This window comes from Marinobacter sp. (assembly GCF_014859525.1).
GTDB lineage: Bacteria > Pseudomonadota > Gammaproteobacteria > Pseudomonadales > Oleiphilaceae > Marinobacter.
The window spans coordinates 1-15,477 of the sequence record NZ_JACUUB010000065.1 but is presented as its reverse complement, the minus strand read 5'-3'; the positions used below and the strand labels follow the sequence as shown (position 1 = coordinate 15,477).

Sequence of the window (15,477 nt, the reverse complement as noted above, 5' to 3'; positions counted from 1 at the left end):
TCGCGAAGGCGGCCGTACCGTTGGTGCCGGCGTGGTTTCAAAGATCATCGAGTAATCCCTCGGGATTGCTCTTTGTTGTTGCACTGAGTTGTTTCGGTGCAGGCCAGTAGCTCAATTGGCAGAGCAGCGGTCTCCAAAACCGCAGGTTGGGGGTTCGATTCCCTCCTGGCCTGCCATTTTTCAACATCCGGATACATAAGTTGATTCCTATGGAGTCAAAAGCTGTTCAGTCGAACAATCGTTTCGACACCGTGAAATGGTTGGTTGTTTTTCTTCTGATTGCCGTCGGTGTGGTTGGTAATCAGTATTTCAGTGCCGAATCCGTGCTCTATCGGGCTATTGCTCTTGTTGCGCTGGCTTTGGTTGCTGCCTTTGTGGCGCTGCAGACCGATCGCGGTCGGCGATTTGCTGCCCTTCTGAAAGAAGCTCGGGTAGAGATCCGGAAGGTCGTGTGGCCTACCAAACCCGAACTGATTCAAACCACCGTTATTGTTGTTGTGTTTGTATTGGTTGTGGCGATTATTTTGTGGGGTATGGATTCGCTGATCAGTTGGGTGGTCGCCGGATTTATCGGTTAACGGGAGTGGGCAATGGCTAAGCGCTGGTACGTCGTTCATGCGTATTCTGGCTTTGAAAAGCACGTAATGCGCACTCTTATCGAGCGTATTGCGCTTGAAGAGATGGAAGACAAGTTTGGCGAAATCCTGGTTCCGACCGAGGAAGTTGTCGAGATGCGTGATGGGAAGAAGCGCAAGAGTGAGCGCAAGTTCTACCCCGGATACGTGCTTGTTCAGATGGAAATGGACGATGCGTCGTGGCACCTTGTAAAAAATACGCCCAGGGTTCTTGGGTTTATTGGTGGCACAAAAGATAAGCCTGCACCGATCACAGAGCGTGAAGCTGAAGCAATCCTTCGCCGTGTTGAGAGCGGAGCAGATAAGCCCAAGCCCAAGACGCTGTTTGAGCCGGGTGAAGTGGTTCGCGTTGTTGAGGGTCCGTTTGCAGACTTCAACGGCGTTGTAGAAGAAGTCGACTACGATAAGAGTCGAGTCAAAGTTGCTGTTTTGATCTTCGGTCGTTCAACTCCGGTAGAGTTGGAGTTTGGGCAGGTTGAGAAGGACTGACAGCGGCTCATAAGCTGAAAGCTCGCGCGCTATGGCGACGCGGGCTTTTTGTGTCTGCTTTTTGCAGTTGTAACAAACGGGGAGCCGAAAGGCGCTAGAACCCACAGGAGAGCTATCATGGCCAAGAAAATCGACGCCTACATCAAGCTTCAGGTTGCTGCCGGTCAGGCCAACCCGAGCCCCCCCGTTGGTCCCGCACTGGGCCAGCGTGGCGTAAACATCATGGAATTCTGCAAGGCGTTCAACGCCAAGACCCAGGGTATGGAGCCTGGTCTGCCGATTCCTACTGTTATCACTGTATACAGTGACCGCAGCTTTACGTTCGTTACCAAGACGCCGCCGGCGCCGGTTCTGCTAAAAAAGGCAGCAGGCATCAAAAGCGGTTCTGGTCGTCCGAACACTGAAAAAGTGGGCACCGTTACCCGCGCTCAGCTTGAGGAAATTGCCAAGACCAAAGAGCCGGACATGACTGCAGCCAACTTGGAAGCAGCGGTTCGTACCATTGCCGGAACTGCCCGCAGCATGGGCCTGAATGTGGAGGGTCTGTAAGATGGCTAAGCTGAGCAAGCGTCAAAAGTTGATTCGTGAAAAAGTTGAGTCTGCACGCGCCTATTCCGTAGATGAGGCCGTTGCACTGTTGGCTGAACTCGGTCAGACCGTAAAATTCAAAGAATCCGTTGATGTTGCTGTGAACCTGGGTGTGGATGCACGTAAATCTGACCAAGTTGTTCGTAGCAGCACCGTTCTGCCTCACGGTACTGGTAAGACCGTACGTGTTGCAGTTTTTACCCAGGGCGCCAACGCTGAAAAAGCAACTGCTGCCGGTGCAGACATCGTAGGCATGGATGACCTGGCTGAAGAAGTCAAAAAAGGCAACATGGATTTTGACGTGGTCATTGCCACGCCGGATGCCATGCGTGTTGTTGGTCAGTTGGGCCAGATTCTGGGTCCCCGTGGCCTGATGCCGAACCCGAAGGTTGGTACCGTAACCGCTGACGTTGAGACTGCGGTCAAGAACGCCAAAGCGGGTCAAGTACGTTACCGTACTGACAAGAACGGCATCATCCACGCTCCGCTGGGTAACGTTGAATTTACTGCACAGACCATCAAGGAGAACCTTGAAGCTCTGGTTGCGGACCTGAAAAAGGCCAAGCCCGCATCGTCCAAAGGTGTGTATCTGAAAAAGATCACGATCTCTTCGACGATGGGTCCTGGCCTGACTATCGATCAGGGCTCTTTGAGCGTCTGACCGGTAGTTACTTTGTAGTCTAGGCGGAAGCCGAGGCTGTCAAAGACCGCAGGCCCCCGAGGCCCTCGGAAACGAGGGCTGCAAGGGTTAAAGCAACGCCTGCGCAGACGGTGTGACGACGTTCTCTCTGAACCCAAACACCGTTAGGCGCCCTTTTTTGGGCAATGATGGGTTTGCCGGGATTAACCTGGCGAAATCGAGGAGAAATCCAGTGGCAATTAGACTCGAAGACAAGAAAGCGATCGTCGCTGAAGTCAACGAGACTGCTGGAGCTGCTCTGTCTGTGGTTTTGGCTGACTATCGTGGTGTCACCTCTGGTGACATGACAGCGCTTCGTGCCAAAGCTCGTACCGAGAATGTTCGTCTGAAGGTTGTTCGTAACAACCTGGCGAAGATTGCTATTAAAGGTACCGAGTTTGAGTGCATCGATTCGGCGCTGGTTGGTCCAACCATTCTGGCTTTCTCAATGGAAGATCCGGGTGCCGCTGCGCGCCTTTTGAAGGATTTTGCCAAAGAGAAAGAGGCGTTCGAGATCAAAGGTCTGGCTGTCGGCGGTGAGCTGATGGGCGCAGAACAGATCGATCGCCTGGCTACTTTGCCAACGCTGCACGAAGCGTTGACCAGGCTGGCTATCGTTACACAGGCACCAGTTACCAAGCTTGTACGTACCCTGAACGACATACCGGGCAGGATCACACGTGTAGTAGCTGCAGTCCGCGACCAGAAGCAAGACGCTGCTTGATTCTGTTGAACACCATTTTTTACATTTTCGGAGAAAGTCATGGCTCTGTCTAAAGACGATATTTTGAATGCAATTGCTGAAATGAGCGTAATGGAAGTTGTTGAGCTCGTAGAAGCTATGGAAGAGAAGTTCAACGTTTCTGCCGCTGCTGCTGTTGCTGCCGCTCCTGCTGCCGCTGCCGGTGGCGAAGCCGCTGAAGAGCAGACCGAGTTTGACGTTGTTCTGACTGGTCCTGGCGAAAAGAAAGTTAACGTCATCAAAGCCGTTCGCGAACTGACAGGTCTGGGCCTGAAAGAAGCGAAGGAAATGGTTGACGGCGCTCCTTCTACCATTAAGGAAGGCGCAAGCAAGGCCGAGGCTGAAGAAGCCAAGAAGAAGCTTGAGGAAGCAGGCGCTTCTGTTGAGCTTAAGTAATCGTCGGTTATTGATCGACACCGTGCGTTAAGCATGGACAGGCTGGTGGCTGTGTGCCACCGGCCTTTTTCTGTTGTATATGCTATAGAGTCTGGTTTGCTTTTACGGGTTAAGGTCAGATCTATAACCTACAGCCAGAGTCTTGTTCAAGACGGCGCGATAAGCCGAGCAATTCGGCCCCGAAGCAGAACATTTGAGTGCTTCTTGATACCAGGTATCAGGTCTAAAGCTGGGGAATGCAGATGACTTACTCCTACACTGAGAAAAAGCGGATTCGCAAAGACTTTAGTAAATTGCCTTCCGTGATGGACGTCCCCTATTTGCTGTCTATTCAGCTGGATTCGTTCCGGGACTACCTCCAAGATGAAACTGCGCCAGAAGATCGCCGGGAAACCGGACTTCACGCAGCGTTCAAATCCGTATTCCCGATTGTCAGCTATTCTGGCAACGCCGCGCTCGAGTATGTGAGCTATCGAATCGGCGAGCCAGTATTTGACGTCAAGGAATGTCAGCTCAGGGGCGTTACATACGCCGCGCCGCTACGGGTGAAGGTCCGCTTGATCATTTATGACAAGGAATCGTCGAACAAGGCGATTAAGGACATCAAAGAACAAGAGGTCTACATGGGCGAGATGCCCCTGATGACTGAAAACGGTACCTTTGTAGTTAACGGTACCGAGCGTGTTATTGTTTCCCAGCTCCACCGTTCACCTGGCGTATTCTTTGATCACGATAAGGGCAAGACCCATTCGTCCGGTAAACTGTTGTATTCCGCCCGGGTAATTCCTTACCGTGGCTCCTGGCTTGACTTCGAATTTGATCCGAAAGACGCCGTGTTTGTCCGGATTGACCGTCGTCGTAAATTGCCGGCGTCGATTCTTTTGCGTGGCCTGGGTTATACCTCCGAGCAGATGCTGGAAATGTTCTTCGAGACCAGCAAATTCTCTGTAGGCGCTGAGGTGTGCAAACTTGAGTTGGTTCCGAGTCGTCTGCGAGGTGATATTGCCACGTTCGACATCAAGGACCAGGAAGGCACCGTCATTGTCGAAGAAGGTCGACGGATCACTGCCCGTCATATCAAGCAGCTTGAGAAAGCCGGTATTACTGAGCTGGAAGTTCCGACTGAGTATCTTTACGGTCGTGTTCTGGCCAAAGATATGGTGGATCAGGCAAGCGGCGAAGTATTGGTTGAGTGTAACGCCGAACTGACCGAAGAGGTCGTGACCAAGATTCTCGATGCCGGCGTTACCGACATCGAAACTTTGTACACCAACGATCTGGACTGTGGCCCGTTCATGTCCGATACCTTGCGTATTGACCCGACCCGGACACCGCTGGAAGCGTTGGTAGAAATCTATCGCATGATGCGCCCGGGCGAGCCGCCCACCAAAGAATCGGCGGAAAACCTGTTCAACAACCTGTTCTTTTCCGAAGAGCGGTATGACTTGTCAGGCGTTGGACGGATGAAGCTGAACCGTCGCCTGGGCCGGGAAGAAAGCACCGGCGAAGGCACGCTGACCCACGACGACATCATCGACGTTCTCAAGACGCTGATCGCGATTCGTAACGGTCAGGGTCAGGTTGATGATATCGATAACCTGGGTAACCGTCGTGTTCGTTGCGTTGGTGAAATGGCCGAAAACCAGTTCCGAGTAGGTCTGGTTCGGGTTGAGCGGGCGGTGCGTGAGCGCCTGAGCCTGGCCGAAAGTGAAGGCTTGATGCCTCAGGATCTGATCAACGCCAAGCCGGTTGCTGCGGCGGTGAAGGAGTTCTTCGGTTCCAGCCAGCTGTCGCAGTTCATGGACCAGAACAACCCGTTGTCTGAGGTTACTCACAAGCGTCGTATTTCGGCATTGGGCCCAGGTGGTCTTACCCGTGAGCGCGCTGGCTTCGAAGTGCGAGACGTTCACCCGACTCACTACGGCCGGGTATGTCCGATCGAGACTCCGGAAGGTCCGAACATCGGCTTGATTAACTCGTTGGCCACGTATGCTCGTGCGAACTCTTACGGTTTCCTTGAAAGTCCCTACCGTAAGGTCGTTGAAGGTGTGGTAACGGATGAGCTGGTGTATCTCTCAGCGATTGAAGAGAGCAACTACATCATTGCTCAGGCCAGTGCGGCAACTGATGACAGCAAACGATTGACCGACGAACTGGTCACCGTGCGCCACCAGAACGAATTTACAGTTGCGCCGCCAGAATCGGTTAACTTCATGGACGTTTCTCCGCGCCAGGTGGTGTCGGTTGCTGCGTCTCTGATTCCGTTCCTTGAGCACGACGATGCTAACCGGGCTTTGATGGGTGCAAACATGCAGCGTCAGGCCGTTCCGACGCTGAAGTCTGAAGTGCCGCTGGTCGGTACCGGTGTTGAGCGCACGGTGGCTCAGGATTCTGGTGTTTGCGTGTCAGCTCGTCGTGGCGGTGTTATCGAAAGTGTGGATGCGGCCAGAATCGTGGTGCGCGTTAACAACGAAGAAACCGAAGCGGGCGATGCCGGTGTGGATATCTATAACCTCACCAAGTACACCCGTTCAAACCAGAACACCTGCATCAACCAGCGCTCGATTGTACGTGAGGGTGATGTGGTTGCGCGCGGTGACGTCCTTGCAGACGGCCCGTCGGTCGATTTGGGCGAGTTGGCTCTGGGTCAGAACATGCGTATCGCATTTATGCCCTGGAACGGTTACAACTTCGAGGACTCCATCCTGATCTCCGAGAAGGTGGTTCAGGAAGACCGCCTGACGACGATCCACATTCAGGAGCTGACCTGTGTGGCTCGTGACACCAAGCTGGGTAGCGAAGAAATTACTGCCGACATCCCGAACGTGGGTGAAAGCGCGCTGTCCAAGCTGGATGAGTCCGGTATTGTTTACATCGGTGCAGAAGTGGGCCCCGGGGACATCCTGGTTGGTAAGGTAACGCCCAAAGGCGAAACCCAGCTGACCCCGGAGGAAAAGCTGCTGCGTGCCATCTTCGGTGAGAAGGCGTCTGATGTTAAGGACACCTCTCAGCGTGTGCCGACAGGCACTCGTGGTACCGTAATCGACGTGCAGGTATTTACCCGCGACGGCATTGAAAAAGATGCCCGTGCTCAGTCCATTGAAAAAGAGCAGTTGAGCCAGTACCGCAAAGACCTCAAAGATGAGTACCGTATTGTTGAAGGTGCCACCTTTGAGCGTCTGACCGCGGCATTAATTGGCCAGGAAGTGATCAGCGGCCCGGGCCTGAAAAAAGGCGCCAAGCTGGATGATGGATACTTGGCGGAACTGCCCCGCTCGGACTGGTTCAAGCTGCGCATGAAAGATGAAGCGCTGAATGAACTGCTCGAGAAGTCCGAGCAAGGTCTGGAAGAGCGCAAGTCGGAGCACGAAGCTCGCTTTGATGACAAGAAAGGCAAGCTTCAACAGGGTGACGATCTGGCGCCGGGCGTACTTAAGATCGTCAAAGTTTATCTTGCGATCAAGCGTCGGATTCAGCCGGGTGACAAGATGGCTGGCCGTCATGGTAACAAAGGTGTTATTTCGGCGGTTATGCCGATCGAGGACATGCCTCACGACGAGCATGGCACCACGGTTGACATCGTTCTGAACCCCTTGGGCGTTCCTTCGCGAATGAACGTTGGTCAGGTTCTTGAAACCCACCTGGGCGCTGCCGCCAAGGGCTTGGGCGAAAAGATCAGTCGTATGCTGGATGAGCAACGCAAAGTCATCGAGTTGCGCAAGTTGCTGGATGAGATCTACAACCACTCGGACGAAGTCACCAAGGTCGACCTGGATAGCCTGACAGACAAGGAAATTCAGGATCTGTGCGGTAATTTGCGCGCGGGTGTGCCGATGGCGACGCCGGTCTTTGACGGTGCCAAGGAAGCAGAGGTCAAGCGCATGCTTGAACTCGCGGACATGGACACCAGCGGTCAGGTGATGTTGTACGACGGCCGAACCGGCGACGCATTTGACCGTCCGGTGACGGTGGGCTACATGTACATGCTCAAGCTCAACCACCTGATCGATGACAAGATGCACGCTCGTTCCACCGGCTCGTACAGCCTGGTTACCCAGCAGCCGCTGGGTGGTAAGGCGCAGTTTGGTGGTCAGCGCTTCGGTGAGATGGAAGTGTGGGCCCTTGAGGCCTACGGTGCGGCGTATACGCTGCAGGAAATGCTTACCGTCAAGTCTGATGATGTCAACGGTCGGACCAAGATGTACAAGAACATTGTCGATGGTGATCATCGGATGGAGCCGGGCATGCCCGAATCCTTCAACGTTCTTGTCAAGGAAATCCGCTCGTTGGGTATCGATATCGAGCTGGAATCCGAGTGAGCCGAATTGTTTTTGGCAGCGTGAGCGGGCACGACCTGTGCCCGCCCGAGATTAACGCCATCCGGAGCTTTAACTGATGAAAGATTTGCTGAATCTTCTCAAGAGCCAGAATCAAAGCAAGGAATTCGATGCCATCCGTATTGGGTTGGCATCGCCTGACATGATTCGTTCCTGGTCTTTTGGCGAAGTAAAAAAGCCTGAGACCATTAACTACCGTACCTTCAAGCCGGAGCGTGACGGTCTTTTCTGTGCCAAAATTTTTGGCCCGATCAAAGACTACGAGTGCCTGTGCGGTAAATACAAACGCCTCAAGCACCGCGGCGTTATCTGCGAAAAGTGCGGCGTTGAAGTTGCACTGGCGAGCGTTCGTCGTGAGCGCATGGGGCACATTGAGCTGGCCAGCCCGGTTGCTCATATCTGGTTCCTGAAATCGCTGCCGTCCCGTATCGGTTTGATGCTGGACATGACGCTTCGTGACATCGAAAGGGTTCTGTACTTCGAATCCTTCATCGTGATTGATCCGGGTATGACTACCCTGGAGCAGGGCCAGCTGCTGAACGATGAGCAGTATTATGAAGCGCTCGAGGAGTTTGGCGATGAATTCGACGCCCGTATGGGTGCCGAGGCCATCAAAGAGCTGCTGGAAGGTATCGACCTTCAGGCGGCCGTGGATAATCTGCGGGAAGAAATTCCCCAGACCAATTCAGAAACCAAAATCAAGAAATTCAGCAAGCGCCTGAAGATTCTTGAAGCATTTCTGTATTCCGGTAACAAGCCGGGCGATATGGTACTGACCGTGTTGCCGGTTCTGCCGCCGGATCTGCGTCCTCTGGTTCCGCTTGACGGTGGTCGTTTTGCGACCTCGGATCTGAACGATCTATACCGTCGGGTGATTAACCGGAACAACCGCCTCAAGCGCCTGCTGGAGCTGAATGCTCCGGATATCATCGTGCGCAACGAGAAGCGCATGTTGCAGGAAGCGGTTGATGCACTGCTGGATAACGGCCGTCGTGGCCGCGCCATCACTGGCACCAACAAGCGTCCGCTGAAGTCTCTGGCTGACATGATCAAAGGTAAGCAAGGTCGTTTCCGTCAGAACCTGCTCGGTAAACGGGTTGACTACTCTGGCCGTTCGGTCATTGTGGTAGGCCCGTACCTGCGCCTGCATCAGTGTGGTCTGCCCAAGAAGATGGCTCTGGAGCTGTTCAAGCCGTTTATCTTCTCCAAGCTGGAGCACCGCGGTCTGGCGACCACTATCAAGGCCGCCAAGAAGATGGTTGAGCGTGAAGAGGGTGTGGTTTGGGATATTCTGGATGAAGTCATCCGTGAGCACCCGATCATGCTGAACCGGGCACCGACCCTGCACCGTCTGGGTATCCAGGCGTTTGAGCCGGTATTGATCGAAGGTAAAGCGATTCAGCTGCACCCACTGGTGTGTGCGGCCTACAACGCCGACTTCGACGGTGACCAGATGGCGGTACACGTACCGCTGACCCTGGAAGCCCAGCTCGAAGCCCGTGCGCTGATGATGTCTACCAACAACGTGCTGTCGCCAGCAAACGGCGAGCCGATTATCGTGCCGTCGCAGGACGTGGTACTTGGCCTTTACTACATGACCCGTGAGCGTCATGCAGCAAAAGGCGAAGGTATGGTCTTTGCTGATGTGAAAGAGGCTCACCGCGCCTACGGTGCTGGTCAGGTCGATTTGCAGGCCAAGGTCAAAGTCAGGGTTCGTGAAGTGGCGGTCAGTGAAGAGGGTGTCAAATCCGAGACTTACCGTATCGTTGATACCACCGTGGGTCGTGCGCTGTTGTTTGATATCGTCCCCGACAACCTGTCGTTCGATATCATCAACCGCCCGATGGTGAAAAAGGCAATTTCCAACCTGATTAACACTTGTTACCGCGATGCTGGTCTGAAAGATACGGTTATTTTTGCGGATCAGCTGATGTACATGGGTTATCAGTACGCCACTCGTTCCGGTATCTCAATCGGCTTTAACGATTTTGAGATCCCGCCGGAGAAGTATGAGCTGGTAGATGCCGCCTCTGACGAAGTAAAAGACATTGAAAACCAGTACGCATCCGGTCTGCTGACTCAGGGTGAAAAGTACAACAAGGTTATCGATATCTGGTCTCGCGCCAACGACAAAGTGTCCAAGGCGATGATGGAGCGTCTGTCCAAAGAGCAGGTTATTGGCCCTGACGGCAAGCCTGTGAAGGGTGAAGACGGCGAAGACCTGATGCAGGAGTCGTTCAACTCGGTCTACATGATGGCAGACTCGGGTGCGCGGGGTTCTGCTGCTCAGATTCGTCAGTTGTCCGGTATGCGAGGCCTGATGGCCAAGCCGGATGGCTCGATCATCGAGACGCCGATTACGGCTAACTTCCGTGAGGGCCTGAACGTACTTCAGTACTTTATCTCGACTCACGGTGCCCGTAAGGGTCTGGCGGATACCGCTCTGAAAACGGCGAACTCCGGTTACCTGACCCGTCGTCTGGTTGACGTATCGCAGGATCTGGTGGTCACGGAAGAAGATTGCGGAACCAGCGAAGGTCTGTTGATGACGCCGCATATCGAAGGTGGCGACGTTGTAGTGCCGCTGGGCGATCGCGTACTGGGTCGTGTCACTGCCCGTGACGTGTTCACCCCAACCGACAAGGATAACGCCGTTGTTGAGGCCGGAACCCTGTTGGACGAGAAGACCGTAGAGATTGTCGAGCGTGCCGGTGTGGATGAGATCTGGGTTCGTTCTGCGATTACCTGTGACACCCGACACGGCATTTGCTCCAAGTGTTATGGGCGGGATCTGGCACGGGGCCACCGGGTTAACGTTGGTGAGGCCGTGGGCGTTATCGCTGCGCAGTCCATCGGTGAGCCGGGTACCCAGCTCACCATGCGTACCTTCCACATCGGTGGTGCGGCAAGCCGGGCGTCTGCCGTGGACAATATCCAGGTCAAGCACGGTGGTACAGTGCGCCTGCACAACCTGAAGTCCATTGAAAAAACCGACGGTTCTCTGGTGGTTGTGTCCCGTTCTTCCGCGCTGGCTATTGCCGATGAGCAGGGTCGTGAGCGTGAATGGTACAAACTGCCATATGGTGCCGTTCTGTCCGTTAAAAACGGTAACGTGGTTGAGGCGGGTGTTGCGGTTGCCAAGTGGGATCCACATACGCACCCGATCATCGCGGAAGCAAAAGGTACGGCCAAGTTCGTCAACATGGAGGAGGGCATTACGGTCCGCACCCAGGCAGACGAGCTGACAGGCCTGTCTACCATGGAAGTCATCGATCCTAAGGAGCGTCCTGCGGCGGGTAAAGATATCCGCCCAGCGATTCAGCTGCTCGATGATGCCGGTGAAGAAGTGGAGCTGCCAGGTGGCGGTGCGGCCATCTTCTTCCTGCCAGCGAATGCGTTGGTGACCATGGCGAACGGAGCCATGGTTCAACTCGGTGACGTGGTGGCCCGGATTCCGCAGGAAAGCTCGAAGACCCGGGACATTACCGGTGGTCTGCCGCGGGTTGCCGATTTGTTTGAGGCTCGTCGCCCGAAAGAGTCTGCGATCCTTGCTGAAATCAGTGGTGTGGTGTCGTTCGGCAAAGAGACCAAGGGCAAGAAGCGCCTGGTGATCACGCCGAAAGATGATGATGCCTATGAGGTTCTGATTCCCAAGCACCGTCAAATGAACGTGTTTGAAGGTGAAACGGTCGAGAAGGGTGAGGTTATCTCTGACGGCCCGTCCAACCCCCACGACATTCTGCGTCTGTTGGGTGTGGTCGAGCTGGCCAAGTACATCACTAACGAGATCCAGGACGTTTACCGTCTGCAGGGTGTTGTTATCAACGATAAACACATTGAGGTTATCGTTCGACAGATGCTGCGCAAGGTTGAGATCACCGATCCGGGCGAGACCACCTTGTTGTCGGGTGATCAGGTTGAAATAAACCATGTTCTGGAGGCCAACGAAAAGGCCAATGCGGCTGATAAAGAGCCTGCGCGCTTCGATCGACTGCTGTTGGGCATTACCAAGGCGTCGTTGGCAACCGAGTCGTTCATTTCAGCGGCTTCTTTCCAGGAAACCACTCGGGTACTCACCGAAGGTGCAGTTACCGGAAAACGTGATTACCTGCGCGGCCTGAAAGAAAACGTGGTGGTTGGTCGACTGATCCCGGCGGGTACCGGACTGGCTTACCACAGCGAGCGTCGTCGTCGTCGTGAACTGGAAGGCCAGAGCGTAACAGCGGCAGACGTAGAAGAAGCTCTGAGCGCAGAGCTCAATCGCGAAAGCTGATTGGCTGCGGGCCACCCTCGGGGTAGTTACTTATTTCGGGGGTGGTCAAAAAGAGTACAGTCAACTTGACTGAGCAGGGGCGCAGGCTTAAACTTGCGTCCCTTAAATTTTACCCCCTGAATTGGGGGTAAGTTTCATTGGTATGGTTTTTGGAGTTTGCTTACATGGCAACGATTAATCAGTTGGTGCGTAAGCCTCGTAAGCGCAAGGTAGCCAAGAGCGATGTTCCTGCTCTTCAGGCCTGTCCTCAGCGCCGTGGTGTGTGCACTCGTGTTTACACCACAACGCCGAAGAAGCCGAACTCAGCACTGCGTAAAGTGTGCCGTGTTCGTCTGACCAACGGCTTCGAGGTTTCGTCATACATTGGTGGTGAAGGTCACAACCTTCAGGAGCACAGTGTTGTGTTGATCCGTGGTGGTCGAGTAAAAGACCTTCCGGGTGTGCGCTATCACACTGTTCGCGGTACGTTGGACACCCAGGGTGTTCAGAACCGTAAACAGGGTCGCTCCAAGTACGGTGCAAAACGACCCAAGTCCTGATGCCCCGCACGGGTATCTTTTATCGTTGCTTGTCAGAACGATGAGAGTAAGGCTGAGTAGCAGTTTGCTATCTCAGGGGTTCCTGAAGACCTTTTAGATATAAGGGCTTATCGATGCCTAGAAGAAGAGTTGCAGCAAAACGGGAAATTATTCCCGATCCTAAATTCGGCAGTGCACGTCTTGCCAAGTTCATCAACCACGTGATGGAAAGCGGCAAGAAATCCACTGCAGAGCGCATTGTTTACGGCGCTCTCGACATTGTTGCCGAGAAATCAAAAGAAGAGCCGATCGAAATGTTCGAGAAGGCCCTGGAAAACATCCAGCCGATGGTCGAGGTTAAGTCCCGTCGTGTCGGTGGTGCGACTTACCAGGTGCCTGTAGAAGTACGGCCTTCCCGTCAGAACGCGCTGGCTATGCGTTGGCTCGTTGAATACTCACGGAAGCGTGGTGAGAAGTCTATGGCTCAGCGTCTGGCTGGCGAAATTCTTGATGCGGCGGACAGCAAAGGTTCGGCAGTGAAGAAGCGCGAAGACGTTCATCGCATGGCAGATGCCAACAAAGCGTTCTCTCACTTCCGTTTCTAACAAGCCGAGGTTTATATCGTGGCACGCAAAACTCCTATCAAACGTTACAGAAACATTGGTATCTGTGCGCACGTGGATGCGGGCAAGACCACTACAACCGAGCGTATTCTCTATTACACCGGTCGTAGCCACAAAATGGGCGAGACCCATGATGGTGCCTCCACAACAGACTGGATGGAACAGGAGCAGGAGCGTGGTATCACCATCACGTCTGCCGCTGTTACCACATTCTGGCAGGGTATGGACAAGCAGTATCCGGAGCACCGTATCAACATCATTGATACCCCGGGGCACGTTGACTTCACTATCGAGGTAGAGCGTTCTCTGCGTGTACTCGACGGTGCGGTTGTTGTGTTCTGTGCATCGTCTGGTGTTGAGCCGCAGTCCGAGACTGTTTGGCGCCAGGCCAACAAGTATGAAGTCCCCCGTATGGTGTTCGTCAACAAGATGGACCGTGCCGGCGCTAACTTTATGCGTGTGGTTGAGCAGATTCGCCAGCGTCTGGGTGCGACTGCCGTACCTATTCAGCTGCCGATCGGCGCTGAAGATGAGTTCGAAGGCATTGTCGACCTGCTTCGCATGAAAGCAATCTACTGGAACGAAGACGATCAGGGCATGACTTACGAGATGAGAGACATCCCGGAGTCCCTGTTGGATGAAGCCAAGAAAGCTCGCGAATACATGGCCGAAGCCGCTGCTGAAGCCAACGAAGAGTATATGGAGAAGTATCTGGAAGGCGAAGAGCTGACGCTTGAAGAAATCAAGCACGGCCTGCGCGCTCGGACTATTTCCAACGAAATCGTGCTGGCCACTTGCGGTTCTGCGTTCAAGAACAAAGGTGTTCAGGCCGTTTTGGATGACGTTATCGAATTCCTGCCGGCGCCTGACGAAGTTAAGGCGATCCGTGGTGAAGTTGATGACGAGGGTACGGAAGAGACTCGTCCGGTTGATGACGAAGCTCCGTTTGCTGCTCTCGCTTTCAAGATTGCCACCGACCCGTTTGTGGGTACCCTGACGTTCTTCCGTGTCTATTCTGGCCGGCTTGAGTCTGGTAACGCGGTCTTTAACTCTGTAAAGGGTAAGAGAGAACGTGTTGGCCGGATGGTGCAGATGCACGCCAACGACCGTGAAGAAATCAAGGAAGTACTGGCAGGCGATATTGCCGCGGCCATCGGTCTGAAGAACGTCACTACCGGTGACACTTTGTGCGACGAGAACCACAAAATCGTTCTTGAGCGCATGGAGTTCCCGGAGCCGGTTATCTCCGTTGCGGTCGAGCCGAAGTCCAAAGCGGACCAGGAAAAGATGGGTGTTGCGCTGGGCAAATTGGCCCAGGAAGATCCATCATTCCGCGTTCGTACCGATGAAGAGTCTGGTCAGACCATCATCTCCGGTATGGGTGAGTTGCACCTGGATATCCTCGTTGACCGTATGCGTCGCGAGTTCAAGGTTGAAGCCAATATCGGTAAGCCGCAGGTTGCTTATCGTGAGTGCATCCGTAAGCCAGTTGATGTCGAAGGCAAGTTTGTTCGTCAGTCTGGTGGTCGTGGTCAGTATGGTCACGTTAAGGTCAAACTTGAGCCGCTGCCGCTGGATGATGAAGATGGCGAGAACTTCATCTTCGTGAATGAGATCGTTGGCGGTACTGTTCCCAAGGAATACATTCCTGCAGTACAGCAGGGTATTGCTGAGCAGATGCAGAACGGCTGTATTGCCGGTTATCCTCTGCTGCGCATCAAGGCAACCCTTTACGATGGATCCTATCACGACGTTGACTCTAACGAGATGGCGTTCAAAATTGCCGGCTCCATGGCAATGAAGAAAGGTGCGCTTGAAGCGAATCCAGCCCTCCTCGAGCCTATGATGAAGGTTGAGGTTGTTACCCCTGAAGATTACATGGGTGACGTGGTCGGCGACTTGAATCGTCGTCGTGGTCTGGTGCAGGGTATGGAAGACGTGCCTGCGGGCAAGACCATTCGGGCCGAAGTGCCGTTGTCAGAGATGTTCGGTTATGCCACCGACCTGCGCTCTGCAACACAGGGTCGGGCGTCTTATGCGATGGAGTTCTCTCGCTATATGGAAGCTCCTTCGAACATTGCCGAAGCGATCATTAAAAAGGGTTGATCCCCAGGACTTAAGAAACAGGAAGAGGTGTAACCGTGTCTAAAGCAAAATTTGAGCGTAGTAAGCCGCACTTGAACGTTGGCACCATCGG

General features: G+C 54.0%; 11 protein-coding genes and 1 tRNA gene. All 12 read left to right on the top strand.

Annotation, left to right across the window (positions count from 1 at the left end):
- The first annotated feature begins 100 nt into the window (after positions 1 to 100).
- The 12 genes from IBX51_RS11960 to fusA all read left to right on the top strand — a co-directional run bounded on the left by IBX51_RS11960 (position 101) and on the right by fusA (position 15,386).
- Positions 101 to 176: transfer RNA gene (locus tag IBX51_RS11960), tRNA-Trp, on the top strand.
- A 33-nt stretch (positions 177 to 209) separates the two neighbouring features.
- Positions 210 to 578: a preprotein translocase subunit SecE gene (gene secE / locus IBX51_RS11955; RefSeq protein ID WP_291831492.1), complete on the top strand. Its 369-nt coding sequence runs from the start codon at positions 210 to 212 to the stop codon at positions 576 to 578.
- Positions 579 to 590: 12 nt separating this feature from the next.
- Positions 591 to 1,124 (top strand): transcription termination/antitermination protein NusG, encoded by a 534-nt coding sequence (gene nusG, locus IBX51_RS11950; protein WP_291831491.1) that lies wholly within the window; start codon positions 591 to 593, stop codon positions 1,122 to 1,124.
- A gap of 117 nt (positions 1,125 to 1,241) precedes the next feature.
- A complete protein-coding gene (gene rplK / locus IBX51_RS11945; protein ID WP_291831490.1) occupies positions 1,242 to 1,673 on the top strand; it encodes a 50S ribosomal protein L11 in 432 nt (143 codons plus the stop codon).
- A 1-nt stretch (position 1,674) separates the two neighbouring features.
- Complete coding sequence (gene rplA / locus IBX51_RS11940) at positions 1,675 to 2,373, top strand: 50S ribosomal protein L1 (RefSeq protein WP_291831489.1); 699 nt, start codon at positions 1,675 to 1,677, stop codon at positions 2,371 to 2,373.
- A gap of 211 nt (positions 2,374 to 2,584) precedes the next feature.
- Entirely contained in the window at positions 2,585 to 3,115 is a 531-nt protein-coding gene (gene rplJ, locus IBX51_RS11935) for a 50S ribosomal protein L10 (RefSeq protein WP_291831488.1), read from the top strand.
- Between the two features lie 39 nt (positions 3,116 to 3,154).
- Entirely contained in the window at positions 3,155 to 3,529 is a 375-nt protein-coding gene (gene rplL, locus IBX51_RS11930; RefSeq protein WP_291831487.1) for a 50S ribosomal protein L7/L12, read from the top strand.
- A gap of 242 nt (positions 3,530 to 3,771) precedes the next feature.
- The gene (gene rpoB, locus IBX51_RS11925) at positions 3,772 to 7,848 is read left to right on the top strand and encodes a DNA-directed RNA polymerase subunit beta (protein WP_291831485.1); all 4,077 of its coding nucleotides are present in this window, start codon (positions 3,772 to 3,774) and stop codon (positions 7,846 to 7,848) included.
- Positions 7,849 to 7,924: 76 nt separating this feature from the next.
- Complete coding sequence (gene rpoC / locus IBX51_RS11920) at positions 7,925 to 12,139, top strand: DNA-directed RNA polymerase subunit beta' (RefSeq protein ID WP_291831484.1); 4,215 nt, start codon at positions 7,925 to 7,927, stop codon at positions 12,137 to 12,139.
- Positions 12,140 to 12,303: 164 nt separating this feature from the next.
- Complete coding sequence (gene rpsL / locus IBX51_RS11915) at positions 12,304 to 12,678, top strand: 30S ribosomal protein S12 (RefSeq protein ID WP_012139854.1); 375 nt, start codon at positions 12,304 to 12,306, stop codon at positions 12,676 to 12,678.
- A gap of 113 nt (positions 12,679 to 12,791) precedes the next feature.
- A complete protein-coding gene (rpsG, locus tag IBX51_RS11910) occupies positions 12,792 to 13,262 on the top strand; it encodes a 30S ribosomal protein S7 (RefSeq protein ID WP_291831479.1) in 471 nt (156 codons plus the stop codon).
- Between the two features lie 18 nt (positions 13,263 to 13,280).
- Positions 13,281 to 15,386 carry an elongation factor G gene (fusA, locus tag IBX51_RS11905; protein WP_291831477.1) on the top strand — a complete coding sequence of 702 codons (2,106 nt, stop codon included), beginning with the start codon at positions 13,281 to 13,283 and terminating at the stop codon, positions 15,384 to 15,386.
- The last annotated feature ends 91 nt before the right edge of the window (positions 15,387 to 15,477 follow it).